Consider the following 24935-nt stretch of genomic DNA (forward strand, 5'->3'; position numbering starts at 1 on the left):
GGGACGATCCGGTGCTCCTGCGTGACGGATCGGCCCGGCTTGCGATGGACGTGCGCATAGCGGCCGACGGTGTGCTAAGTTGCCGGGATTCCCGCCCGGTACGGAGCCTTCACCATGCTGAAATTCGCCGCCAATCTGTCGATGATGTATCAGGAATATCCGTTCCTGGATCGCTATGCCGCCGCTGCGGCGGACGGTTTTACCGGTGTGGAATGCATGTTTCCCTATTCGGAACCGGCCGCCTTCGTGCGCGAGCGTATCGATGCGGCGGGCGTGTCGCAGGTTCTGTTCAATGCGCCGCCCGGCATCACGGCGCGCGGCGAACGCGGGCTGGCGGCGTTGCCGGGGCGGCAGGCTGAATTCCAGGCGGGGATCGAACACGCCCTGGCCTACGCGACGACGCTGTCCTGCTCAAATGTGCACGTCATGGCGGGCCTGGCGCCCGAAGGCGTCGCGCGCGAATCCTTGCTGGACTGCTACCGCGAAAATCTGGATTGGGCTGCGCGCCAGGCGCGGTCGGCGGGCGTCACGCTGCTGATCGAACCCATCAACACGCGCGACATTCCCGGCTATATCCTGAACCGCCAGGACGAGGCCCACGCCATCGTGCAGGTTGTGAACGCGCCCAACCTGAAAGTGCAGATGGACCTTTACCACTGCCAGATCGTTGAAGGCGACGTCACCGCCAAACTGCACGAGTACCTGCCGACCGGCCGCGTGGGCCATTTGCAGATCGCCGGCGTGCCGCAGCGGCACGAACCGGATCGTGGCGAACTCGACTACGGCTGGGTGTTCGGCGTGCTGCGCGAATTGCGCTACAGCGGCTGGATCGGTTGCGAATATCGTCCGGCAGGGCATACTTCGGCCGGCTTGCGCTGGCTCAATGCCGCGCGCGCCTGAGCGTTACGCACCCAGGCCCCTTTTGCGATTTGTTCCCGAGCCTGATTTCCGCATGACGGATGACCCGAACCGCACGTCTTGCAGTCGTGCCAAAAATAGTTAATATGTTAATAAAAAATAACCAGGACGGGTTCGAGGAGACCAGGACATGACGACACGATTCTTGCCGCGCGCATGGCGCGCGTTGGCCTTGACCTTGACCTTCACGGGCGCCGGGTTGCTGATGGCCATGGCGCCCGCGCTATCTTCGGCAGGGGAATTCCCCGATCATCCGATCCGCTGGCTGGTGCCGTTCAGCGCGGGCGGCGGCAGCGATATCGCCACCCGCATCGTCGCCCGGCATGTGGGCGAAACGCTGGGGCAGACGGTCGTGGTCGAAAACCGGCCCGGCGCGGCCACCATCGTCGCCGCGCAGGAAACCGCGCGCGCCGCGCCGGATGGCTACACCTTGATGACGGCCGGCATGAGCACACTGGCCTTGAACCCCTGGCTGTACAAGAACCTGCCCTATGACCCGGCGCGCAACCTGACGCCGGTGTCCACGCTGGTGTCGCTGCCCATCGTGCTGGTGACCTCGCCGTCCTCCGACCTGACGGACATGCCCGCCGTCATGCACTATCTGCGCGGCAAGCAGCCGGGCAGCTATGCGTCGCTGGGCGTGGGCAGCCCGCACCATCTGGCGATGGAGCTGTTCCTGGAATCCATCGGCGGGCGCGCCACCGCGATTCCGTACAAGGGCACGCCGCCCGCCTTGCAGGACGTCGCGTCCGGCGTGGTGCCGATGATGATGGCCGACCTGGCCGCCGCCCGGCCCTTGATCCAGGCCGGCAAGCTGCGCGCCATCGCCGTGCCGGCCGCGCAGCGTTCGGCGCAACTGCCAGATGTGCCGACCTTTGCCGAAGTGGGCGGGCACACTTTCGAGGCGGCCGCCTGGCAAGGCGTGGTGGCGCCGGCCGGCACGCCCGCGCCCATCGTCGACAAACTCAGCCGCGCCATCGTCGCGGCGTTGCAGTTGCCCGATGTGGTCAAGCAACTTACCTTGCAGGGCATGGAACCCACGGGCAGCACCCCGCAGGCTTTTGCGGACTATGCGCGCGCGGAAAACGAACGCTGGGGTGCGGTGATCCGGCACAAGGGTATTTCGGCCGAATAAGCGCCGCGCCCGAGGCAACGCATGGGCGTCGCGTTTTGACCCGGGCAGCACCGCGTGTGCGGCCCGGCCCCGGCGTCAGTCGCGCGCGGCGGGGCGGCGCTTCTTGCTGCGCTGGGCGGTGGCCGCGCAGCCGGCCGAGGCGATGACGATGCCGGCGATGGCCAGCCATTGCGTGCGCGTCAGATGTTCATTCAGCACGATCACGCCAGCCAATGCGCCCATGGCGGGTTCCATACTGAGCAGCACGCCGAAGGTCTTTTGTGGCAGGCGGCGCAGCGCCACCATTTCCAGCGAGTAGGGCAGCGCGCTGGACAGGATGCCTACGCCGATGCCCGCCAGGATCAGCTTGGGGTCCAGCAATGCCATGCCTGCGTGCGCCACGCCCACGGGCAAGGCGACCATGGTGGCCGCCAGCAGCCCCAGCGACGTCGCCTGGCCGCCGTGCACGTTGCCCGCCATTCTGCCGAAAATAATGTACAGCGCCCAGCACACGGCGGCAGCCAGCGCGTAGGCGATGCCGGTGGGGTCCAGGTCATGCAGAGACTGGCCGGTGGGAATCAGCAGCACCAGTCCGGCCAGCGCGCAGGCGATCCACACGTAGTCGATCGCGCGCCGCGACAGCACCACGGCCAGCGTCAGCGGCCCGGTGAATTCGATTGCGATGGCGATACCCAGCGGCAGCGTGCGCAGCGCCATATAGAAAAGCAGGTTCATGCAGGCCAGCGTCACGCCGTACAGCGCGATCTTGGCGGCGTTCTGGCGCGTCAGCGCGAAGCGCCACGGACGCCAGAATGCGATCAGGATGATGGCGCCGATGACGATGCGATAGGCGGTCGTGCCTTGCGCGCCCACTTCGGGAAACAGCGACTTGGCGAACGAGGTGCCGATGCACAGCGACGCCATCGCGCCGATCAGCGACAGCGTAGGAAGCAGGGTCGAGCCCGAGGCGTTGTGCCCGGTGTTCAAGGTGGCGGCGGTCATGGTGCTAGGGAAGGCTCAATGCAAGGGTATGCGCGGGGGCGAAGGCAAGTCTGGAAATCAGGGCGCCAGCGTGGCGGCCGTGGAGTAAAGCACATACAGCGCCAGGCCGAGCATGACCGCGCCCAAGAGGCCTTGCTGCATGCGCAGAAACCATGGGTTGCGTCCGACCCAGCCGCGTATGCGCGAAGCGCCGTAGGCAAAGCAGCTGCCGTAGGGCAGGCTCAACACCTTCATGGTGATGCCTAGCACCAGCATCTGCACCCAGACCGGACCATTCTCGGGCGACGTGAACTGCGGCAGGAAGGCGATCATGAACAACAGCACCTTGGGGTTGAGCAGGTTGGTCATGAAGCCCTGCCAGAACGCATCGCGTGCATCGCCGGGGCGCGCCGACAACGACACGTCGGCCGAACGCGCGCAGCGGATCATCGCCTTGATGCCCAGGTATCCCAGATACAGGCCGCCCGCCGCCTTGATGGCCACGAACAGCGTCGGAAAGGCTTGCAGCACCGACGCCAGCCCCAGCACCACGGCCGGCACCTGGATGAAACCGGCCGCCACGTTGCCCAGCACACTATGGAAGGCGGGGCGGAACCCCTGGGTCATGCCACGTGACAGGGTCAGCGCCATGTCCGGGCCGGGCGTGAGTTTGAGCGCCGCGTCGGCGGCGAGAAAAAGCAGGAACAGCTGGAGCGACGGCATTGCTACGACGGCGAAAAGGGGGTGCCCAGGGAAGGCGGGCGGGCGAAGGGTTCTCAGTGTAAGCAAGCACCCTGATTAATTCCGTCGTCTGGCAGCCGCAAAATGAAGTTTCCCGTCGAATTGGGGCCGGAGCGTGTCGCGCCCGGGATTAGAATCTGCGCAAGGCCGAGTCCGGCCTCAGCCCCCGCGTTCCGAGACCACCATGGAACTAGACGATTTTGATCTTCAAATCCTGCAGAGCTTGCAGGAAGACAACCAGCGCACCAGTCAGGACGTGGCCGAACGCGTGAACCTGTCGCCGGTGTCGTGCCTGCGCCGGATGAAGCGGCTGCGCGAATCCAAGGTGGTGACGGCCGACGTGTCCGTCGTGAACCCCGCCGCCGTGGGGCGCGCCATCATGATGGTGGTGCTGGTGTCGCTGGAGAGCGAACGCGCCGACAAGCTGGACCTGTTCAAGCGCGCCATGCAGGGCGCGCCCGAAGTCATGCAGTGCCTGTCCGTGACGGGCGAGGTCGACTTCGTGCTGACCTTGACCATGGCCGACATGGCCGAGTACGACGCCTTCGCCCAGCGCCACTTCTGGGGCAATCCCAACGTCAAACGCTTCTCTACGCTGGTCGTGATGAACCAGGTGAAGAACACGCTGACGGTGCCGGTGACTACATCGGCTTGAGGCCCAGCGCCTGGATCATCTGGCGGTACTTGTCCACTTCCGCTTTGGCATAGGCGTCGGCTTCGGCCTGGCTCATCGGCGCCAGCAGGCGTCGCCCCTCGGCCTGCATCCGTTCGCGCAGCTCGGGCTGCTCCAGCGCATAAGCCACGGCGCGCCGCAACGTGTCCACTTCCGGCGCCGGCGTGTCCTGGCGCACGTAGTAGCCGCCTGCGATGGTGTAGACGAAGTCGGGGATCGCTTTGCTTTGCGAAATCAGCGGCAGCTCGGCAAGCGGTGGCGGCAGCGCATTCGAGAAGCTGGTCAGGATTTTCAGCTGCTGCTTGGCGGCCATGCCCAGCATCGCCTGCTGGTAGGGCAGCACCGCGAAATCGACCTGGCCGCCAATAAGATCCTGCAAGGCGGGGGCGGCGCCCCGATAGGGCACGTGCAGGAATTGCGCGCCGACGCGCCGGCCCAGGTACTCCGTCATGATGTGATACAGCGACCCCACGCCGACGGTGCCGAACGTCAGCGGTTTGGCGCCGGGACGCTTGGCAAGGTCGATGAATTCATCGACGTTCGAGACCGGCAGGTCGGCGCGCGCGAGCAGCACGATAGTGGCTTCGCTGATGGGCTGGGTCAGGCGGAAGTCTTCGGGCTGGTAATGCGCCGCCGCGTTCAGCAACGGGCTGAGGATGACCTCGTTGGGCGAGCCATGCAGGAAGGTGTAGCCGTCCGGCGCGCTGGTCAGCACGCGGCGCGCGCCCAGCATGCCCGCGCCGCCTCCCACGTTCTCCACCACCACCTGTTGCCGCAACGCGTGGGCAATGTGTACGCCGAACTGGCGCGCGGATGCGTCACTGGCGCCGCCGGCAGGATAAGGGACGACCAAGCTCAGGGGCTTCTTTTCGGGGTAGTCGGCGTAGGCCTGCGGCATGGCGGCGAAGGCCGCGAGGCAAACAGCGGCGGCACGGGCCGGTAGATTCCAATGCATGCGGCTTCTCCCTGGTCATGGATGTGATGGCGCAACCGCATGTCGGGTTGCTGGCAGCAGTCTAGGCAGGGGAGTTTGTCTGCATCAATGACGGGCCTGGGGCTGGATCATTGTGAAATTCGCAACGATGCTCGGACCACGCTCAGGCGCGCCGCGATTGCAGGGCGGGAAAGGTCTTCAGGATGTGGCGCAGCATGCTGGCGGTGGCGGGCGGCAGATGCCGCCCGGCCAGACTGATGACGTGCGTGCGACTGTTGTTCAGGATGGGATTGGCCAGGGGTAGCGACACCATCTGCCGAAACTGTGCGCCTTTGAGCGGCATCGTCAACGGGTTCACCACATAGCCCAGCCCATGGACGGCGAATTCCCAAAGGATCTTGAATGAGTTGGTCAGCAGCGCGGGCTTGAGCTTGACGTTCTCGTCCAGCTCGGCCGCCTGCATGTGTTGGCGCACGCCGAACGATTCGTCCATGGCGGCCCATCCGTAAGGCGCCAGATCCGATAGCCGCAAGGCGCGCCGCGAACGGGCAAGCGGATGGTTCTTGTGTACGTGCACGCGCATGGGCGCCGCGCGTGAATAGTGCGATCGCAGGCGCACGTCATTGGGCGGCTGGAACGCCAACGCGATCTGCGCGCGTTCCTCGACGATGCAGCGCACAGTTTCGTTCGTGCCGGCGACGTGTATGTTGTAGGTGATGTCGGGATGCTCGTGCACAAAGGACAGCAATACCGATTCAAGCAGCATGTCGACGAACCCCTCGCCCAGTGCCAGCTCCACGTGGCCGCGCGTGGCGCTTTTAAGATTGTTGACCTCGGCCTGGAACGATTCATTCAGGTCTTGCTGGCGGCGCGCGAACAGCGCGACGAGGCGGCCGGCGTCGGTCGGCACGACCCCGCGTCCGCGACGTTCCAGCAACGTCAAGCCGGTGTCCGACTCCAGGCGCGCGATGGCGCGGCTGATGGCGGACGGGTCGGTGTTCAGCTGGTCGGCGGCCGCGCGCAGCGTGCCGGTTTCGATGACTTGCAGCAGGCAGAGTGTCCGCTTGAACTCCAGGACATCATCCATGTCGGGCTTCCTTCGAGACGATCGGGGTCGGTGAATCGTTGCAAAAATCGCATCGATATGAAGCGATCGTTGCCATCGGCTTTGTACCCGCGCCTGTCTATAGTCGATAGCCGTATTTCCCCCAAGTCCGCCTACGGAGACACCGCAACATGGCTATCGTTCCTTCGCCCCTGGACCCCGCGCTGCTGCGCCGGATGCAGCAATGGCGCCACGACCTGCATGCCCATCCCGAAACCGCCTTCAGCGAATTCCGCACGGCCGATCTGGTGGCGCGCGAGCTTGAGCGGGCCGGCGCGGTGGTGCATCGCGGGCTGGGCAAGACGGGCGTGGTGGGCACGTTCGCGCGCGGCGATGGGCCGGTGATCGGCCTGCGCGCCGACATGGACGCGCTGGACATGCAAGAGCTGGGCGAGCCCGCGCACCGCTCGAGCATCGCCGGCAAGATGCATGGCTGCGGCCACGACGGCCACACGGCCATGCTGCTGGGCGCGGCGCATCATCTGGCAGCCGACCCCGGCTGGCGAGGCACCTTGCATCTGATTTTCCAGCCCGCCGAAGAGCATGCGGGCGGCGGCCTGGCCATGGTGCGGGACGGGCTGTTCGACCGCTACGACTGCCAGGCGGTGTTCGCGCTGCACAACTCGCCCAACCTGCCGTTCGGCACGGTGTCCACGCGCGTGGGGACGGTCATGGCCAATTGCGACACATATGAAATCACCGTCACCGGCAAGGGTTGCCACGCCGCGCAACCCGAGCACGGCGTCGACCCCATCGTGGCGGCGGCTCAGGTGGTCATCGCCATGCAGACCATCGTCAGCCGCAACGTGAAGCCTACCGATGCGCTGGCGTTGAGCCTGACACAGATTCACGCGGGCGATACCTGGAACGTCGTGCCCAACAGCGTGATGCTGCGGGGCAGCTGCCGCAGCTTGACCGCCGCCACGCGGCAACTGGCCGAGCGCCGGCTGCGCGAGGTCTGCGCCGGCGTGGCCCTGAGTTCGGGCGCCGCCATCGACGTGCAGGTGTTTCGCGGTTATCCGGCCTGCATCAACACGCAGGACGAGGTGCAACTGGCGGTACGCGCCGCCGCCCGCGTGGTGGGCCAGGCGCAGGTCGATGCGGCCTGCACGCCGCGCATGGGTTCCGAGGATTTTGCCTACATGCTCGAACAGCGCCCTGGCGCCTACGTCTTCCTGGGGGCGGCGCGCCCCGGACAGGAGAACCCGCCCGTCCATAACCCCTACTACGACTTCAACGACGACATCCTGCCGCTGGGCGCGCACTACTGGATCGAACTGGTGAAGGAAGCGATGCCTGCCTAGCGCGCAGGCGGCTCGCTGGTCGCCGCACCGGAAGCCGGGCGACGGCCACTGCCCAGCACCGCGCCCACTTCTTCCGATACTGTACGCAGGTGCAGGTCCTGTTGCGGGAAGGCGATCTCGATGCCGGCCAGGCGCAGCGCGTCGTACATGCGCGTCAGGAGGTCGCTGCGTATGTCGATCCAGCGGTCGAAGTCGTAGGTCCACGCGCGCACGCTGAACTCCAGCGTACTGGCGCCAAAGCCCATGAACAGGACGGCGGGCGCGGGGTCTGCGACGACGCCCGGCGTATCGCGGGCGACGCGGTCGAGCAGCGCGATGGCCTGGGCGGGCTCGGTGCCGTAAGCCAGTCCGATCGGGGCTTCGATTCGCCGGCTGCGGTCCAGCAACGTCCAGTTGGTGACCTTTTCCGAGAGCAGCGTGCCATTGGGCACGATCACGTCGGCGCCTTCGAAAGTCTTGATGCGCGTGGCGCGCATGCCGATGTCGCGCACCTGACCCGACGTGCCGCTGATTTCGACCACGTCGCCCGGCTGGATGGGCCGCTCGAACATCAGGATCAGCCCGGACACGAAGTTGTTGACCACGCCCTGCAAGCCGAAGCCGATGCCCACGCCCAGCGCGCCGAACACGATGGTCAGCTGGCTGGTTTGAAAGCCCGCCGCAGACAAGGCGATGCCCAGACCCAGCAGCAGCACCAGGTAGTACGTCAGCGACGCGATGCTGTTGCCCACGCCGCGCGGCAGTTCCATGCGGGTCAGCACTTCGTCATGCAGGATCAGGCGGATGGTGCGCGCGGCCCAGAACGCGATCACCACCGAAATCAGGAAGAGCAAAACGTTGCCCAGGCTGATAGAAATTTCGCCGACGGTCAGTGTGTACGACAGCACTTCGGTGACGAACGCGTAGGTCGCGCGCAGGATGCGGAAGCGATCCATGGCGTACACCGCCCAGCCCACCGCCGCCGAGGCGGTCAAGAGGCGGATCAGCAACTGCACGAGCGGCGGCGCATGTTCGCGGGCCAGCCGGAAGCGCGAAATGCCCTGGCGTGTCAGCAGCAGTTGCAGCAAGGTGATGATGACCGTCACGCCGGCATACAGCACCAGTCCGAAATAGCCGCAGCCGATCACCGCGCTGGTCAGCATTTCGGCCAGCGACACGTTGCCGAACACATTGGCGGCAAGCGATACGCAGAGCAGGCTTGCCGCGCCCCAGGCGATGCCGCGCAACACCGTTGCCAGCCGGGCGGACGCGGGCGGATGCACTTGCAGGCGGGTGCGATGCAGCAGCCACAGGATGGCGGCCAGCGCGAGCGCGGTCAGCGCCACCGTCGAGAGCCGATAGAACAGCGTGTTGGCCAGGAACAAAAAGCCCAGCCGCTCGGCCAGAAACAGCGCCGTGATGACGCGCGGCCACTGATCCATCTGGCGCCGCGCGGACGGCGGCAGCAGGCGCAGCACGGGCACGGCCGCCAGCACCAGCGCCACCTGCTGCACCATCAGCGGCGCATCGGGCTCCAGCGCCAGCACGCCCAGCATCGACAGCAGCAGCCAGGTGGACCAGGGCCGGCCCAGCACGCCGGCGGCGGTCTCGCTCATGACGCCCGCGCGGATTGCGTCGCGGCTCTTTCTGGCAAGCCACAAGAGCAGCGGCAGCAATACGAGTTGCAAGACGTGCAGCGCCCGCTGGTTGCCGCTGCCCGCCGCGGCATAGTCGCGTGCGAAGCGCAGTTCGATATCCAGCCCCGTGCGCAGCAGGGCCATGGTGTCTTCGCTGGCGTCCTGCGTCTTGCCCAGGTCCCACAGCGGCGGAGAATCGATGCGCATCAGGCGCGCGTCGATGTCGACGATGGCCTCGGTGACCGCGCGCTCGCCCGCCCGGATGCGTTCTTCGATGGCGTTGGCGCGCTGTTCCAGATCCGCTTGGTGCGACAGCGGGCCGGATAGCGATTGCGCGGCGGCTTCCAGCTGCGCCAGCACCCCGTCCACGCGATCGGCCAGCGCGGGCGGCAGCACGGCGGCAGCGGGTGAGTCCTTGATGGCCTGCCAGGCGGCGCGGCGGCGCAGCAGTTCGGCGGTGTCGCTGGCGTACCAGGCCGTGGCCTGCCGTAGATCCGCCTGCCAGCGCGCCAGGCGATTGGCATCGAAGACCCAATGCCGCTCCAGGCTTTCGACGCGCATGATCGGCAGGGTGCGTAGTTGCACCGGCTGGAATTCGTAGAGCTTTTCGTCAGTGGATTTGGCGATGGCTTCCAGCGCCGGGCCGAATACGGCGTCGGGATCGGCCACCGCCGCGCGTTGCAGCACCGCCTCGGCGTAGCGGGTGTCGCTATCGGCGCGCAGCGGAATGTCCGCCATCTGTATAGGGATAGACGCGGCGGGCGAACTCGTGGGGGGCGGGTCGGCGGCAGCGGGCCGGGGCAAGCCGAAGGCCAGCAAGGCCAGCAGGGCAAGCGCTAATCCGAACAGGTACTGGTGGACACTGGCTCGGATGCGCATGTCGCGACTCCGTGGGGATGCAGCGATCTTGGGGGGCTACCCACTCTAGCGCATCACCAGTCCGCCGTCCACGAACAGCACTTGTCCCGTCATGAAGCCGCTCCAGTCAGAGGCGAGGAACAGCACGGGGCCGGCGACATCCTCGGGGCGGGCGATGCGGCGCAGCGGGGTCGCGGCGATCAGCTGCTCACGGAACGATTCTTGCGTGGCGCCGCTGGCCTGGGTGGGATAGACCAGCCCTGGGGCCACGCAGTTCACGCGTATGCCATACGGGCCCAGCTCGGCCGCCAGGTTGCGGCTGAACGCCACCAGCGCCGCCTTGGCCGTGGTGTAGTCGTGATACGGCACGACCGGATGCTCGACCAGGTTGCTGGCGATGTTAACGATGCAGCCCTGGGCGCGCTGCTTGAAGTGCGGCAGCGCGGCGCGGCAGACGTGGAACGCCGCGCCCACCGCGCCGTCGAACTGCGATTGGTACTGGCCCCAGGTCAGGTCATCGAATGCCGTGCGTTGGCGCGGGTCGAACGCGTAATGCCGCAGGGCGTTGTTGACCACGATGTCCAGGCGGCCGGCGTCCTGCACGATGCCATCGACCATGGCCTGCACCGCGTCCGCCTCGCCCACGTCTGCCTGCACGGCCCAGGCGTCGCCGCCCGCCGCCAGGCATTGCGCGACCACGCTGTCCGCTGCCTGCGCGTTGCTCAGATAGTTGACCACTACGGTCGCGCCCTCGCGCGCAAAGCCGCGCGCGATCTCGGCGCCGATACCCCGGCTGGCGCCGGTCACCAGCACCACCTTGCCTGCAAACTTCAGCGCGGCGTTCATGTCAGGCTCCTGGCAACAGGCCGGTGTCGACGACGGCGGCCACGTCGATGGGATGCTGGATCAGGCCCAGCGCCCGGTAGGCGTCTGCGGCCTTTTGCAGCGATTGCAGATCGAAGGCGCCCAGCGGCCGGCCCGAGGGCGATTGGGACGCGGCGTTGCGCAGCTGGATCACGTCCAGGTTGATCGCGCGGTCGGTGCCGTCGATGGCGCGCTTGCCGGCCAGGGTCGCGGCTTCTTCGGGTTGCGCGATCATCCACGCGGCGCTGTCCCGGTAGGCTGTGAGGAAGGCGCGCAGCAGCGGCTGCTTTTGCTCCAGCGCCGCCTCGCGCACGACGAACAGGTCGCTGGATACGTTCAGGTAGTCGCTGACCGGCATGACGTTGACCTCGCCCAGGCCGCGCTTGCGCCCCACCAGCAGGCCGGTGTCGGTGGCGGCCGTGGCGTCCACCTGGCCTTGCAGCAGCGGCGCGAAATTGAGCACGCCGGTGACGACGATCTCGACATCGGACTCGCTCAGTCCGGCCTGATGCAGCATCACCAAGAGGTTCTGGCGCGTGCCGCTGGACAGGCTGTAGACGCCGATGCGCTTGCCCTTCAGGTCCGCCGGCTTCGTGATGTTGGCGGATTTGAGCGACACCACGTTGAACACGTTCTGCGGATAGATGTCGTAGATGGCGCGCAGCTTTTCACCCTTGTCCAGCGCCATGAAGAACGAGCCGGGGTCGGTGAAGGCCACGTCGGCCTGGCCGCTCAGAAGGTTGCGGATGGCGTCGCCGCCGCCTGCGCCCGGCAGGTAGACCAGGTTCACGCCCTGCGCCTTGAAGAAGCCTTTGTCGGGCTCCACGAGCAGGTTGGTGATTTCGCTGATGGGCTTGCTCCAGCCGGCCAGCGTGACGGTGCCGGACACGGCTTGAGCGCGTGCGGCACGGGGGATCCACGACGTGGCGGCAAGGCCGGTGGCCGCCGTCAACAACGCGCGGCGGGTAGGAGAGGCAGGCATGGATGCGGTCTTGAAAGAGGTCATGATTGATCGGTGTAGGGGCGCAGCAGGCGACGTTCCAGCATCAGCGTGGCTTGATAGCCCAGCAGTCCGATGGCGGCGATGGCGACCAGCGCGGCGAACATGAGCGGCGTGTCCATCATGCCCTGCGCGGCGATGATGACTGCGCCCAGGCCGCGGCTGGCACCGATGAATTCGCCGACCACCGCGCCGACCAGCGCCAGCACCAGCGCGACGCGCAGCCCGGCCAGGATGCCCGGCAGGCCGGACGGCAGCTTCAACCGCAGCAGCACCTGCGCGCGCGTGGCGCCCAGCATGCGGAACAGTTGCAGCCGGTTCGGGTCCACCTGCCGCAGGCTGGTCAGGGTGTTTTCCATCAAGGGGAAAAAGCAGATCAGCGCGGTCATGACGACCGTAGGCGCCATGCCGAAGCCGAACCACAGCACGAACAGCGGCGCGAGCGCCAGCTTGGGAACGACCTGGCTGACGATGACGTAGGGCTTGAGTACGCGGTCCAGCAAGGCGGATTCGGCCAGCGCCACGCCGATGCCCAGCCCCGCCGCGCCGCCGATCAACAGGCCCAGCAGCATTTCGGCAAGCGTGGCGCCGATGTGCGGCCATAGATAACCGCTGGCCAGGCTGCTCCACAACGTGGTCGCCACGGCGGACGGCGCGGGCAGCACCAGCGCCGAGATACCCGCCTGCCGCACGGTGATTTCCCACGCCGCCAACAGCACCACCAGCAGCGCCAGGGCAAGCAGGCGGGAAGAGGCGGCCGGCTTTGCGGACGGGTTCTGCGTCAAGGTGGCTGACGCCCGCGTCGGTGGGATCTTCGGCGTCATGGCCGCGCTCCGTTCATCAGGTCGAACACGCTCGCACACGTGGCGTTGAACGCCGCGCCGTGCCGCATGGTCTGCGTGCGCGGCGCGGGCAGGTCCACCGGCAGGTCCGCGATCATGCGGCCTTGGTGCATGACCGCGACGCGGTCACCCAGGTAGACCGCTTCGCTGATGTCGTGCGTGACGAACAGCACGGTCGTATTGCGCAGCCGGCACATGCGCAGCAGATCGTCCTGGAGTTCGCCGCGCGTGATCGCGTCCAGCGCCGCGAAGGGTTCGTCCAGCAGCAGCAAGGCCGGCTCAAGAATCAATGCCCGCGCCAGCGCCACGCGGCTTTGCTGGCCGCCCGACAGTTGGCGGGGATAGTGCTGCGCGTGGTCGGACAGCCCGAGCATGGCCAGCAGGCTTTGCGCGCGATCGATATCTGCGGGTAGCGGCCGGCGTTGCAGCGACACGGGCAGCAGCACGTTGTCGATCACTTGCTGCCAATCCAGCAACGTGGGCGCCTGAAAGACATAGCCCAGGTGCGGGCCGGGCGTAGCAGGCCTGCCGTCCGCTTGCAGGACGCGGCCAATCTGCGGCGCGAGCAGGCCTGCGGCCAGCTTGAGCAACGTCGTCTTGCCGCAGCCGCTGCGGCCGACCAGGCAATGAAAGCCGCCCGCTTGCAGCCGCCAGTCGATGCCGTTGACGATGGGCGCGCGACCCGGGTAGGTGTAGACGGCCCCTTCGATGTGCAGGAAGGGCCTGGACGGATCGGGGTTCATGGTTCGTACGGCGCGTAGGGCTCGGCGGCGGCTTCGGCGGATTGTTCGATCTCGGTCATGCGCACGAGGTCCAGCAGATTGAAGCGGCCGTCGTGATGCCAGCCGGCTTCGGGCATGCTCATCGCGCCGATGGCGCTGATGCGCGTCACGCCCGCCGCGCCCAGTTGGTCGGCCAGCCGGTAGAGTTCTTCCGGCGTGGCCGCGACGCCCGCGGTCTGGAGATAGCGGCTGGCCCCCGCCACCAGCGCGGCAGCCTGATCGAGCGTGTCGATGGCGGCCACGGCAATATTGCGGTGCAGGGCGGTGGGCGAGAGCGCCGGGGCCGCATCGAAGTAGGCCACGCTCCATGCCGAGTCCGGGTCGCCGAGCAGCGCATCCCGGCCACCCGACGGCAACTGCCATTCGATGGCTTGCCGCCACTTGGCCACGGCGGCCGATTCCGTCAGGTCCAGCGCGCGCCGGGGAAAGCGTGTTTGCAGATTGGCCAGCTCTCCGGCCAGATACGCCGCGAAGTCGCGCGGCGACACCTGGCCGCCACGCTGCACGTAGAACAGCTGCGGCGAATAGCACCCTTGCTGGTCGTAGCGCATCACGTCCCAGGCGGCGCGGCGCGCCAGCGCGGGCGCGCGTTGCGCATCGAGCGCGCGGGCGCTGACCACGCCCACTCCCAGCTTGTGGCCATGCGCCAGAAAACGCGTCGTGACCGGCAGACGTCGCTGGATGGCGTGCAGCGCGTCGTTGCCCCCGTAGGCGACGACGGTGTCGGCCTGAGCGTAGAGCGCGTCAGCCGCCTCGTCGCCCGCGCCGCGCCACCAGACCACGGCCAGGCAGTCGGCCAGCGGCGGATGCACCTCGGCCAGCAGCCGCGCGAACCAGCCGGCGAACAGCGGCTCGGCACTGGGCAGCTTGCCGATGTTGCCCGCCTTCACCAACAGCCCGCAGACGAGGCTCCACAAGGCCAGCGCGGGCACGTTGCCCGCCCAGCTGTGCGCCAGCAGTTGCGGGCCATGCGCGCGCACGGCCCCGCCCTTGGGCGCGGGCTGAAAGCCGTCCAGCACCTTGGGATTGGCGAAGTCCTCGGCCACGAAGCGATGCAACTGCGGCGCGCGAAACGTCTTGAAGAAACCGGTCAGCCCCAATCGCACCATCTGCGCGTCGTAGCCGCTGACAATCGGCAGCAGCGCGTCGGCCTGTTGCCGATACGGGTCATCAGGGTCGAGCAAGCGGGCGATGGCGCGGTCGATGACGTCGATGATTTCCGACACCGTCATCGTCTTCAGATGCCGGGCGCTGGCTTGCCTGACGCGCTGGGCCAGCGCCTGCATCTGCGGCGCGGTCAGCACCGGCACGGCCACGTCCACGCGCTGGCCGTCCTGCTCGAAAGACAGGGTCTGCCATTGGACATCGGCCGTGGCGAGCCCCGGCAGGTATCCGGCCTGGACGTGTTGCACGCTCATGGCCGCGCCGACTGGATGAATTCTTCGACGGCCAGCGAGCAGCCCTTGGCCTCTGCACCTTCGGCGCGGCCCAACAGCAGGAAGCCGCCGTCGGCGGGTTGCCCTACGTCTTCGGTCAGGATGGTGCTGACCGAGTTGAAGTTGCCCAGGTCGCAATGCGCCAGGATGCCGCGTTCGCCGGCCGGCACGGTGCGTCCGGTGGCGGGGTCGACCAGTCGCGAGCGGATCCAGTGCGGTCCCGACTTCACGGAGGGGACGGTGGCGTTGCCGTCGTCATAGAACTGCGTGCTCAGTTCGGTCATGCCGTACATGTTGATGCACAGCGAGCGCGGCACGCCCAGCAGGTCCGAGAGCTCGGAATAGAACGTGTCGAGCGGCAATTCGCGCGACTGGCCCTTGTAGCCGCCGGTATCCAGGATGCGGCTGCCCGGCGGCAGGCGGAACCTGCGTCCGTCGCGGCGCAGCGCGTCGATCACATGCACGAAGCTGAAGCTGGCGCCCAGCAGCGCATAGGGCTGGCCCTGGCGTTCGGCTTCTTCCAGCCGGCGCCACAAACTGTCCAGGTCTATCCCCTGCGGCGTCATGAAATAGCGGCTGTCTTCGGCGCCAAACGTGCTCATTGCCAACGCCAGGTAATGCGCCAGCGACGAATTCGGCATCGCCACTTCGTCCGGAAACAGAATGCCCATGGGCAGGCGCGCCGTGCCCTGCATGACGCGCGCCGCGAAGTTGCGCGTCATGGACAGGTCGTAGACCTCCAGATGCGGATGAAAGTGCCGCCCGCGCATGTCGGCGCGCGTGGTGCCGCTGGTCATGAAGACGCGCTCATCGGCACGGGGCGGCTCGCAGCGCAGCTCCATCGCCTTGAAGGCGTCGATGGGCACGGCGGGAATGTCGCTCCAGGTCTTCACATTGCGCACGGTCGCGCCGCGCCGCTGGCAAAAGGCGCGATACGGCGCGTTGGCGCCATATTGATAGGCGAAAAGCCGCAGCGCCAACTGATCGAACTGTTCGTCGGTGCAGCCGTCCTGGGCTATGAATTCGAGGAGTTCCGCAACGGGCGGGGCAGCGTTGTTCATGGGCGTTCGTTGATTCCTGTGCTGGGAAGCTCCGAAGCCCGCCCGCGTCGGCAGCGCGTAGGCGCGGCAGGGCAAGGCGATTGCTCTTCTTACGCCGGCATGAACCGGGTCAAGTTCGCGGGTGTGAATCTCAGCACTGGCGTGCACCCCGGAGCGTGGGCAATGTTAACCCGCATTGGGCGGGACGTTCGCGGCTGGATGTAAGAAGAGGCGTTTGCTTCGAAGCTCAGACCTCCAGGTCAAAGCCCTGCTGTCCATCCAAGCGGAAGGCGCTCGGGTCATATCCGGAGGAAAGCACGATGGATCGCACCTGACACGTGCCGGCTTCTCGGAGCCGTCCGCAGTACTTGTGCAAGGACGAAGCGTCTTCGGTCAGGATGAAAGGTATTTGCTCGTGACAAGCCTGTGCGATCAGCTTGATGTCATCGCGTGCGACGGGGCGAGGCGCGTCGTCGTCCCTTGGACCCAAGGCGTTCCATAGCTGCGCAGCCCGCTGCCCATGAGGAATATTGAAGGGCAGGTGACGAAATTTTTGCAGGGGCAGATCGGTGATTGGCTGCTTGATGCCGAATTCGGCGGCGACAACAGCCGAAAAATAAATCGGCAACGATTCGTCCAGCATTTGGCGGAAATACTTGGAGGCGGTTTCGTGATTGGGGCGAGCCGCATCTACCAACGAAATCAGAAAGCTGGTGTCCAGCAACGCTGCTGCCGTCATGAGCCGTCGCCCCGCAGCGATTCAACCCATTTGCTTGCATCAGGCGTATCAGCCCAAGCTGCCGTGCCTTTGCGAACCAATTGCTGGAACTCGTTCTCGTCGTACGCAGGGTGATGCATTTCAAAAGCGCGCAGGTTCAAATTCCGCAGTTGGCCGGTGCGTAGATTCTCCTCGGCCGTCACGTGCAGCAGCGCCTGCCGATAGAGCCGGTTGTCGCGCTCGTCTGCAAGCAGTTGCTGCGTGGCGGCGATGGTGAGGGATTTGCCGTTTTCAAGCACCAGATGGACGTTGGCCTTGGTTTTGCCGCCCCAATCCACAATGGTGCCGTGCAAGTATTTTTCGACGGTGACCCAGATATCGATGGATGCCTTGAAATCGGTGTTGCGCGTGATCGTGGCGAGAGGGCGTTTGGCTTCATCCTCCAGGCGGTAAACCCGGTTTGGATTGTTGCGAGCCTGGGTCTGCCAACGTTCGAGGACGTTGGCTCGACGGGGATCGATTTCGCCTGCGGCCTCGGGTTGCGCCAGTTGCGCCACGTCCGACCAAAGCGCCGCTGCATGCTGCAACCCGTGTGCTTGCAGAACCAGCGAGCCTTCTTCGATGGACACAAGCACTGCCGAGGGATTCACTTCACGCGTCGAGCCTTGCAGAAAGTCGCTCACGTCCTTTTGAAATTCGCCAAGCAAACTCAGCGGGACATGTTTCGGCCCCACATCCACGCCATCGATGCGGTCATGCACGGCGAAACGAAGGTTGTCGGCGGCTTTCATGGAGCCGATTGTAGAGCTATGCCCACCATTCGGGGTACTTGTAACGGCTGATCGGGGAGGGTGGGCTCAGGGCGATAAGGCGGGGTTTCCCTCCTGCGCACGCGCTGCGAAACGCTGTTGCGACGAGTCTCGAACAGGGACAAAAATAGCCCGCATTTGTCTCGGCCGGGCATTGGCTGGCGTCGCGCAGGCCAGGTCGGCTCTGTCCAGACAAACACGGATCAAATTCCAGAACGCAAAAAGCCCCGCCGAAGCGGGGCTTTTTGTAGAAATTCTGGTGGCCTGGGGCGGAATCGAACCACCGACACAAGGATTTTCAATCCTCTGCTCTACCGACTGAGCTACCAGGCCAACACGTACGCTTTGCAAAAAGCCCAGCGCGGCGGCTGGGCTTTTTTTGGGACTTGGATGTTTCCAGGCAAGCCCCAATAAATATTCTGGTGGCCTGGGGCGGAATCGAACCACCGACACAAGGATTTTCAATCCTCTGCTCTACCGACTGAGCTACCAGGCCAACGAAGTCCGCAACTATACACAAAATTTTCAGCCCGCGCCAGCCGAGGGGACAAATCGGTCACTATTTTTTTGCCCTGGGCGCGGCCCCTGACTGTTGGGTGAATGGCACGGAAGGTGCGACGCAGGGTCGCGCTAGCGTGCACAAATGGGCTGGGGATAACCCGCAGGGGTATAATCTTTGAGTCATTTTCGTGGCAGTTCTTTACGCATACTCATGTCGGTAGCTGTCCTAGCCTTCGGTCTGAACCACACCTCCGCGCCGGTTTCGGTTCGCGAACGCGTGTCTATGCCCGTCGATCTGGTCAAGCCCGCGCTTGAAGGTTTGCGTTCGGCATTCGGCGGATCCGTCCGCGAAGCCGCCATCCTGTCCACCTGTAATCGCACCGAAATCTATTGCGCGGCCGACGGTCACGTCGCCGATCAATTGCCCGCCTGGCTGGCTGAACACAACCGCCTGGACGCCGGCACGCTGCGCCCGCATCTTTATCGCCATCATCAGGACGACGCCGTTCGTCACGCGTTCCGCGTGGCCAGCGGGCTGGATTCCATGGTGCTGGGCGAAACCCAGATCGTGGGCCAGATGAAGGACGCCGTGCGCGCCGCCGGCGAGGCTGGTTCGCTGGGCACCTTGCTGCATCAGATGTTCCAGCGCACGTTTTCGGTGGCCAAGGAAGTGCGGTCGCAAACGGCCATCGGCGCGCAGTCGGTGTCCATGGCCGCCGCCGCCGTCCGCCTGGCCGAGCGCGTGTTCGGCAATCTGGATCAGGCCCGCACGCTGTTCATCGGCGCGGGGGAAATGATTGAATTGTGCGCGACGCACTTTGCCGCGCAACGCCCGCGTAGCATGGTGGTCGCCAACCGTACCGCCGAGCGCGCTGAAATCCTGGCCAACCGGTTCTCGGCCAGCACCATGAAGCTGTCGGACCTGACGGAACGCCTGTCCGAATTCGACGTCATCGTGTCCTGTACGGCAAGCTCCCTGCCCATCCTTGGCCTGGGGATGGTGGAACGGGCCACGCGCCTGCGCCGCCACCGCCCGATGGTCATGATCGATCTGGCCGTGCCGCGCGACATCGAACCTGAAGTCGGCCGCCTGGACGACGTCTATCTGTATTCGGTGGACGACCTGGGCCGCCTGGTCCAGACTGGCACCGATGCGCGCCGCGCCGCCGTGGTGCAGGCCGAAGCCATTATCGAAACCCGCGTCCAGGGCTTCATGCACTGGATGCAGTCCCGCGAAGTGGTGCCCGTCATCCGCGACCTGCATCAGGCCGCCGAAGATGTCCGCGCCGCCGAACTCGAGCGCGCCCGCCGCCTGCTGGCGCGTGGCGAATCGCCCGAAGCCGTGCTGGAACAGCTGGCGCACGGGCTGACGCAAAAATACCTGCACGGCCCGCTGGCGGCGCTGAACCGCAGCGAAGGCGACGACCGCAAGCAGCTGCTTGCCTGGATGCCGCGCCTGTTCCCCGGCCGCGACTCCCGCCGTTAGCGTTTCTGCCCCACGTCCCGCCTCCTGGCGGGCGTTCGTCTTTTGGGCGCCCGCTTTCCCGTTTTTTCTTTGGTCTATCCCCCCATGAAATCTTCCATGCGCAGCCGGCTGGAGCATCTGTGTAACCGCCTGACCGAGGTGGACGCGTTGCTCGCCCAGCCGGAAACCGCGTCCGATATGGACCGTTTCCGCAAGCTCTCGCGCGAACGCGCCGAGCTTGAGCCCGTGGTCGAAGCCTTTACCGCGTTCGCACGCACCGAAGAGGACCTGGCGACCGCGCAGGAAATGCTGTCCGACCCCGACATGAAAGCCATGGCGGAAGACGAGATCAAGACCGGACGGGTCAAGCTGGAAAGCCTGGAAAGCGCCTTGCAGCTGCTGCTGTTGCCGCGCGACCCCAACGACGGGCGCAGCGTGTTCCTGGAAATCCGCGCGGGCACGGGCGGCGATGAAAGCGCGCTGTTCTCGGGCGACCTGCTGCGCATGTACACGCGCTACGCGGAAACGCGAGGCTGGCGCGTGGAGCTGATGTCGGAAAGCGCGTCGGAACTGGGCGGCTACAAGGAAGTGATTGCGCGCATCGACGGCGACGGCGCTTATGGGCGCCTGAAGTTCGAATCCGGCGCGCACCGCGTGCAGCGCGTGCCCGCCACCGAAGCGCAGGGCCGCATCCACACCTCGGCCTGCACCGTGGCGGTGATGGCGGAAGCCGACGAGATGTCGGAAATCGTCATCAACGCCAACGATCTGCGCATCGACACGTTCCGTGCCAGCGGCGCGGGCGGCCAGCACATCAACAAGACCGATTCGGCAGTGCGTATCACCCACTTGCCCACGGGGCTGGTGGTGGAATGCCAGGACGACCGTTCGCAGCACCGCAACAAGGACAAGGCCATGCAGGTGCTGGCCGCGCGCCTGAAAGACAAGGAAACGCGCGAACGGCAAAGCAAGGAAGCGGCAGAGCGCAAGAGCCTGATCGGCACGGGTGACCGTTCCGAACGCATCCGCACCTATAACTTTCCGCAAGGCCGCGTGACGGATCACCGCATCAATCTCACGCTGTACAAGTTGCAGCAGATCATGGAAGGCGATCTGGAAGAGCTGACCGGTGCGTTGATCGCCGAGCATCAGGCCGAGCAGTTGGCCGCGCTGGGCGACGACATCTGAGGCGCGCGCCATGACGACGCCCCAGCTTAAAAGCCTGCTGCTCGACACCCGCCTGCCGCGCCTGGAAGTGCGCATGCTGCTTGAGCACGTCCTGCAAAAGCCGCGCGCGTGGCTGCTGGCGCACGACACCGATCCGCTGACGCCCGACGTCGCGGCGGCTTACGAAGCGCTGTTGGCGCGCCGGCTGGCGGGCGAGCCCATGGCGTATCTGCTGGGTCACCGTGAATTCATGGGCCATCGCTTTCTCGTCACGCCCGACGTGCTGATTCCGCGTCCCGACACCGAGGTGCTGGTGGAAACGGCGCTGGAATGCGTTGCGGCCATCGCTGGACCGGCCGTGCTGGACCTGGGCACCGGCAGCGGCGCCATCGCTATCTCCATCGCATTGGCGCGCCGCGATGCGCGCGTCATGGCGTCGGACCTCAGCGCCGCCGCGTTGAAGGTGGCGGCGGCCAATGCGTGGGAGTTGACGGCGTCGGTGCGTTTCGTTGAAGGCAGCTGGTTCGACGCCGTGCCGGCTGGCGAAGGCTTTGACCTGATCGTGTCCAATCCGCCCTATGTGGCCAGCGACGATCCCCATCTGGACCAGGGCGACCTGCGCTTTGAGCCGCGCGGCGCGCTGACCGATGGCGCGGGCGGCTTGGAAGACCTTGCCCGCATCGTGGCGGGCGCAGGTCGCCACCTGAAACCGGGCGGCGCGTTGTGGATGGAGCATGGCTGGGACCAGGCGCAGGCGGTACGCGAATTGCTGACCAGCGCGGGCTTTGACAACGTGCACAGCCGGCACGACCTGGCGGGTATCGAACGCATTTCAGGCGGACGCTGGCCCGCCGCCCGCTGAACAACCGGGTCATTTGTTACAGACTTTCAGGGCGGAAACCGCGTTTGGCCCGCCCCGCAGCCGGGGATTTCGGGCGGTTTTTTCCGCTGTACCTATAATCGGCATATTCCGTTATGCCTGTCCAAGAGACCACCATGAGCGACGTTCAAGAATTCATCCGCGAAACCGTGACCCAGCACCCCGTCGTGCTGTTCATGAAGGGCACCGCCCAATTCCCCCAGTGCGGCTTTTCCGGCAAGGCCATCCAGATCCTCAAGGGCTGTGGCGTCAAGAAGCTGGTTACCGTCAACGTGCTGGAAGACGACGAAGTCCGCCAGGGCATCAAGGAATTCTCCAGCTGGCCCACCATTCCTCAGCTGTACGTGGCCGGCGAATTCATCGGCGGCTCGGACATCATGAATGAGATGAACGAATCCGGCGAACTGAAGACGCTGCTGGAGCAATCCGGCGCAACGGCCTGAAGCCGCGATGCGGCGGCTCGTAATCGGCATCACCGGCGCGACCGGTTCGCTGTACGCGGTGCGCATGCTGCAAGCGCTGCGCGGCGTTGACGATGTCGAGACGCATCTGGTGGTGTCCGCCTCGGGCGTGCTGAACATCAAGCACGAGCTCGATGTCAGTCGTCACGATGTCTACGCGCTGGCCGACCACGTGCATTCGGTACGCGATGTGGGCGCGACGCTGGCCAGCGGCGCATTCCAAACCGCTGGCATGGTGATCGTGCCGTGTTCCATGCGCACGCTGGCGGCAGTGGCCCATGGCCTGTCAGACAACCTCATCACCCGCGCCGCCGACGTCACCTTGAAGGAACGCCGCCGGCTGGTGATGCTGGTGCGCGAGACGCCGTTCAATCTGGCGCACCTGCGCAATATGACGGCGGTGACCGAAATGGGCGGCATCGTGTTTCCGCCGCTGCCGGCCTTCTACCATCGCCCGTCCTCGATAGAGGAAATGGTGGATCACACCGTCGCGCGCGTGCTGGAACTGTTCGACATCATCGTGCCCGGTCCGCATTGGGAAGGCATGAAGTAAGCCAGCCCCGCCGTTGCAAGCGCTGACCCCCATCGGTTGGATGACGTCCAACCCTGGGGGTTTTTCATGCGCGGCGGGTTCACCGCGCCGACTCTTACTGCACCAGCCCCAAGCCGTTCAAGGCGGCCAGATTCTCGGGCCACTGACGCGCGCGGGCGTTCTGCAATTCGATGCGCGCCCAGGCCATCCAGCCCGCCCATTCGATGCGCTTGTCCCACGCCGTGCCCCAGGCTTGCAAGGCGGCCAGCCCGGCCACCGCGTGCTGCTCGGCCGCGTCGAAATCGCCCGACGTGAGCGCCAGCTGCGCCAGCAGCAGACGCGGTTCGCCCACCCAGGGGTTATGCGCCACGGCGGCTTCCAGCAGATGACGCGCGCTGTCCATTTCCGTCAGCGGATGCATGCGCGTGATGACCTGCCAGTACAGCGCGCTGGCCGCTGCTTCGTCGCGCGCGCTGAGGGTGGCGCGGCAGGCGTCGAAGGCGGGCGGGATCGGGATGCCGGTATAGCCCGGCATCTGCGACAGCGGCGCCAGCAGATGCGACAGCATCGACAGGATGTTTGACGGCGGCTTGAGCGGACCGGGCCAGAGCGATGCGGCCCAGTGAGTATTCAGGTCGCGGCGCTGCTGCTGCGGATAGCCCGCGAAGATCTCGTCCTGCCAGCTATGCCATTGCTCGCCGATGTCGGCGGCGGATACGACGATGAACGCGGCTACCTGGCGCGGCGTCAACGCATAGACCGTCCCGTCCGCGCCTTCCAGCCGCATCCCGTCGTGGCCCGTGCCTTGTCCCGCCAGCACGGCCTGCACGAATTTCGTGCGCGGCATGGCGCAGAACAGGCTGACCCACGCTTCGGCTTCTTCGCCCAGCACCTCGCGCAAGGTCGAGCGTTCGCGCTCGCGGTCGAACAGCGTCAGGTCCACGTATTCGTTGCCGTAGACGCTGTGGAACAGGCCCAGCATGCGGACTTCGCGCGGCTGGTTCCATAGCGCCAGCGTGCGGTACACGCCCAGCAGATGGTGCTTGAAGGTGCCGGCCTTGTGCCAGTCTTCGCCGGCGCTGCGGGCGAACAGCATATCCAGCAAGGCGGGCAGGTCGGCATCGATGGCGGCGTAGTGGTCCGCAAGCAGGGCGCGCGCGTGCGGGTGCAATTCGTTGGAAGTGGACATGGTGCAAAGCGTTTGATTGAAGGCAGCCGCTATTGTGTCTGCATGGCGCGGGCTTGTCATGGCGCGGTGCTTTATGTGATTTTGCGCATATCAATATGAATATTCATCGCTTCCGGTTTGGTAGCGCGCTGCATAGAATCGCGGGTCATTCTTTCTACTGTCGAGATGTCTCATGCGTGTTCGTCATACCCTGGCCGTTGTCGCCGCCGTGCTTGGATTCGCCAGCGCCTCCGCCTGGTCGCAAGACGCCGAATTGAAAGTGGGCGTCACGGTCGGCCCGCATGCGCAGATCGGCGAAGTGGTGCAGCAGGTGGCGGCCAAGCAGGGCCTGAAGGTGAAGCTCGTCGAGTTCAGCGACTTCATCCAGCCCAACGCAGCGCTGGACGCCAAAGAACTGGACCTGAACATCTATCAGCACAAGCCTTTCCTGGAGTCGCAGAACAAGGCGCGCGGCTACAAGCTGGTGCCGGTGGCGACCGCCGTGGTGCAGCAGATGGGCATCTATTCAAAACGCTTGAAGTCGCTGGACGATCTGCCGCAAGGCGGCAAGGTGGCGATCCCCAACGACCCCACCAATGGCGCGCGCGCATTGCTGGTGTTGCAGGCGGCCAAGCTCATCAAGCTCAAGGACGGCGTGACCGTCACCGCCTCGCTGTTCGACGTGGTCGAGAATCCGAAGAACCTGAAGTTCATCGAAATCGAAGCGGCGCAGCTGCCGCATTCGCTGGCGGACGTGGACGCGGCGGCGGTCAATTCCGCCTACGCGATTCCAGCCGGCCTGTCGCCCGCCAAGGACGCGCTGGCGCTGGAAAGCAAGACTGCGCCGTTCGCCGCCGTGGTCATTGCCGCGCGCGAGGACAACAAGAACGATCCGCGCATCGCCCGCTTCATCAAGGCGTATCAGTCCGATGAGGTGAAGGCCTTCGTGGCCAAGCAGTTCCCGGGGGCGTATTCGACGTCGTGGTAAAGCGGGCGACGGGCGGCGGGCAGCTGGTGACGGCGACG

The 24935-nt window shown here is 65.8% G+C and carries 24 protein-coding genes, 2 tRNA genes and 1 riboswitch; of the genes, 10 read left to right on the plus strand and 16 right to left on the minus strand.

Annotation, left to right across the window (positions count from 1 at the left end; all coding sequences use genetic code 11):
* Positions 1 to 114 precede the first annotated feature (114 nt).
* Together otnI and API01S_RS12710 are read left to right on the plus strand one after the other, a co-directional pair.
* Complete coding sequence (otnI, locus tag API01S_RS12705; protein ID WP_061304692.1) at positions 115 to 900, plus strand: 2-oxo-tetronate isomerase; 786 nt, start codon at positions 115 to 117, stop codon at positions 898 to 900.
* Positions 901 to 1048: 148 nt separating this feature from the next.
* Positions 1049 to 2053 (plus strand): Bug family tripartite tricarboxylate transporter substrate binding protein, encoded by a 1005-nt coding sequence (locus API01S_RS12710; protein WP_084802419.1) that lies wholly within the window; start codon positions 1049 to 1051, stop codon positions 2051 to 2053.
* A 75-nt stretch (positions 2054 to 2128) separates the two neighbouring features.
* Here API01S_RS12710 and API01S_RS12715 read toward each other — a convergent pair whose 3' ends face one another.
* Together API01S_RS12715 and API01S_RS12720 are read right to left on the minus strand one after the other, a co-directional pair.
* Positions 2129 to 3034: an EamA family transporter gene (locus API01S_RS12715; protein ID WP_082305987.1), complete on the minus strand. Its 906-nt coding sequence runs from the start codon at positions 3032 to 3034 to the stop codon at positions 2129 to 2131.
* A gap of 57 nt (positions 3035 to 3091) precedes the next feature.
* Positions 3092 to 3736 carry a LysE family translocator gene (locus tag API01S_RS12720; protein WP_084802420.1) on the minus strand — a complete coding sequence of 215 codons (645 nt, stop codon included), beginning with the start codon at positions 3734 to 3736 and terminating at the stop codon, positions 3092 to 3094.
* 202 nt (positions 3737 to 3938) lie between these two features.
* Between API01S_RS12720 and API01S_RS12725 the strand changes: the two genes are divergently transcribed.
* On the plus strand, positions 3939 to 4409 hold the full coding sequence (locus tag API01S_RS12725; protein WP_006216090.1) for an Lrp/AsnC family transcriptional regulator: 471 nt from the start codon (positions 3939 to 3941) through the stop codon (positions 4407 to 4409).
* On the opposite strand, the gene API01S_RS12730 is transcribed toward API01S_RS12725, so the two are convergent.
* Both API01S_RS12730 and API01S_RS12735 read right to left on the minus strand, forming a co-directional pair.
* Positions 4396 to 5382 (minus strand): Bug family tripartite tricarboxylate transporter substrate binding protein, encoded by a 987-nt coding sequence (locus API01S_RS12730; protein WP_050728553.1) that lies wholly within the window; start codon positions 5380 to 5382, stop codon positions 4396 to 4398. The two genes, API01S_RS12725 and API01S_RS12730, sit on opposite strands and share 14 nt — an antisense overlap.
* 142 nt (positions 5383 to 5524) lie before the next feature.
* Positions 5525 to 6448, minus strand: a complete 924-nt coding sequence (locus tag API01S_RS12735) for a LysR family transcriptional regulator (RefSeq protein ID WP_061304694.1) — start codon at positions 6446 to 6448, stop codon at positions 5525 to 5527.
* 149 nt (positions 6449 to 6597) lie between these two features.
* On the opposite strand from API01S_RS12735, the gene API01S_RS12740 reads away from it, so the two are divergent.
* Positions 6598 to 7770 (plus strand): M20 aminoacylase family protein, encoded by a 1173-nt coding sequence (locus API01S_RS12740; protein WP_061304696.1) that lies wholly within the window; start codon positions 6598 to 6600, stop codon positions 7768 to 7770.
* On the opposite strand, the gene API01S_RS12745 is transcribed toward API01S_RS12740, so the two are convergent.
* The 11 genes from API01S_RS12745 to API01S_RS12795 form a co-directional block, all read right to left on the minus strand.
* Complete coding sequence (locus API01S_RS12745) at positions 7767 to 10265, minus strand: mechanosensitive ion channel family protein (RefSeq protein WP_061304698.1); 2499 nt, start codon at positions 10263 to 10265, stop codon at positions 7767 to 7769. The two genes, API01S_RS12740 and API01S_RS12745, sit on opposite strands and share 4 nt — an antisense overlap.
* A 45-nt stretch (positions 10266 to 10310) precedes the next feature.
* Positions 10311 to 11090: a 3-oxoacyl-ACP reductase gene (locus API01S_RS12750; RefSeq protein ID WP_061304700.1), complete on the minus strand. Its 780-nt coding sequence runs from the start codon at positions 11088 to 11090 to the stop codon at positions 10311 to 10313.
* Position 11091: 1 nt separating this feature from the next.
* Entirely contained in the window at positions 11092 to 12090 is a 999-nt protein-coding gene (locus API01S_RS12755; protein WP_061305546.1) for an ABC transporter substrate-binding protein, read from the minus strand.
* A 20-nt stretch (positions 12091 to 12110) separates the two neighbouring features.
* Entirely contained in the window at positions 12111 to 12932 is an 822-nt protein-coding gene (locus API01S_RS12760; protein WP_231689355.1) for an ABC transporter permease, read from the minus strand.
* Positions 12929 to 13693 (minus strand): ABC transporter ATP-binding protein, encoded by a 765-nt coding sequence (locus tag API01S_RS12765; RefSeq protein WP_050728557.1) that lies wholly within the window; start codon positions 13691 to 13693, stop codon positions 12929 to 12931. The genes API01S_RS12760 and API01S_RS12765 overlap by 4 nt, the downstream gene beginning before the upstream one ends.
* Positions 13690 to 15150, minus strand: coding sequence for an acyl-CoA reductase (locus API01S_RS12770; protein WP_050728558.1), 1461 nt, complete (start codon positions 15148 to 15150; stop codon positions 13690 to 13692). The genes API01S_RS12765 and API01S_RS12770 overlap by 4 nt, the downstream gene beginning before the upstream one ends.
* Positions 15147 to 16229 (minus strand): LuxE/PaaK family acyltransferase, encoded by a 1083-nt coding sequence (locus API01S_RS12775; RefSeq protein WP_050728559.1) that lies wholly within the window; start codon positions 16227 to 16229, stop codon positions 15147 to 15149. Before API01S_RS12775 ends, API01S_RS12770 begins: the two co-directional genes overlap by 4 nt.
* 69 nt (positions 16230 to 16298) lie before the next feature.
* A riboswitch (TPP riboswitch) is annotated at positions 16299 to 16390 on the minus strand.
* Between the two features lie 65 nt (positions 16391 to 16455).
* Positions 16456 to 16947, minus strand: a complete 492-nt coding sequence (locus API01S_RS12780; protein WP_050728560.1) for a type II toxin-antitoxin system VapC family toxin — start codon at positions 16945 to 16947, stop codon at positions 16456 to 16458.
* On the minus strand, positions 16944 to 17717 hold the full coding sequence (locus API01S_RS12785; protein ID WP_197283409.1) for a hypothetical protein: 774 nt from the start codon (positions 17715 to 17717) through the stop codon (positions 16944 to 16946). The genes API01S_RS12780 and API01S_RS12785 overlap by 4 nt, the downstream gene beginning before the upstream one ends.
* A 275-nt stretch (positions 17718 to 17992) precedes the next feature.
* A tRNA-Phe gene (locus tag API01S_RS12790) sits at positions 17993 to 18068 on the minus strand.
* Positions 18069 to 18155: 87 nt separating this feature from the next.
* A tRNA-Phe gene (locus tag API01S_RS12795) sits at positions 18156 to 18231 on the minus strand.
* A 216-nt stretch (positions 18232 to 18447) separates the two neighbouring features.
* Between API01S_RS12795 and hemA the strand changes: the two genes are divergently transcribed.
* The 5 genes from hemA to API01S_RS12820 all read left to right on the plus strand — a co-directional run bounded on the left by hemA (position 18448) and on the right by API01S_RS12820 (position 22762).
* Entirely contained in the window at positions 18448 to 19722 is a 1275-nt protein-coding gene (gene hemA / locus API01S_RS12800; protein ID WP_006216078.1) for a glutamyl-tRNA reductase, read from the plus strand.
* An 84-nt stretch (positions 19723 to 19806) separates the two neighbouring features.
* On the plus strand, positions 19807 to 20889 hold the full coding sequence (gene prfA, locus API01S_RS12805; protein WP_039883666.1) for a peptide chain release factor 1: 1083 nt from the start codon (positions 19807 to 19809) through the stop codon (positions 20887 to 20889).
* Positions 20890 to 20899: 10 nt separating this feature from the next.
* Positions 20900 to 21730: a peptide chain release factor N(5)-glutamine methyltransferase gene (gene prmC / locus API01S_RS12810; RefSeq protein WP_050728561.1), complete on the plus strand. Its 831-nt coding sequence runs from the start codon at positions 20900 to 20902 to the stop codon at positions 21728 to 21730.
* A gap of 134 nt (positions 21731 to 21864) precedes the next feature.
* Positions 21865 to 22191 carry a Grx4 family monothiol glutaredoxin gene (gene grxD, locus API01S_RS12815; protein WP_006227137.1) on the plus strand — a complete coding sequence of 109 codons (327 nt, stop codon included), beginning with the start codon at positions 21865 to 21867 and terminating at the stop codon, positions 22189 to 22191.
* Positions 22192 to 22198: 7 nt separating this feature from the next.
* A complete protein-coding gene (locus tag API01S_RS12820) occupies positions 22199 to 22762 on the plus strand; it encodes a UbiX family flavin prenyltransferase (RefSeq protein ID WP_006216073.1) in 564 nt (187 codons plus the stop codon).
* A gap of 94 nt (positions 22763 to 22856) precedes the next feature.
* On the opposite strand, the gene API01S_RS12825 is transcribed toward API01S_RS12820, so the two are convergent.
* Entirely contained in the window at positions 22857 to 23930 is a 1074-nt protein-coding gene (locus API01S_RS12825) for a tetratricopeptide repeat protein (protein WP_050728562.1), read from the minus strand.
* A 172-nt stretch (positions 23931 to 24102) separates the two neighbouring features.
* Here API01S_RS12825 and API01S_RS12830 point away from each other — a divergent pair, with 172 nt between their 5' ends.
* Entirely contained in the window at positions 24103 to 24897 is a 795-nt protein-coding gene (locus tag API01S_RS12830) for a MetQ/NlpA family ABC transporter substrate-binding protein (protein WP_006216071.1), read from the plus strand.
* The last annotated feature ends 38 nt before the right edge of the window (positions 24898 to 24935 follow it).

This window comes from Achromobacter piechaudii NBRC 102461 (assembly GCF_001571245.1).
Classification (GTDB): domain Bacteria; phylum Pseudomonadota; class Gammaproteobacteria; order Burkholderiales; family Burkholderiaceae_B; genus Achromobacter; species Achromobacter piechaudii.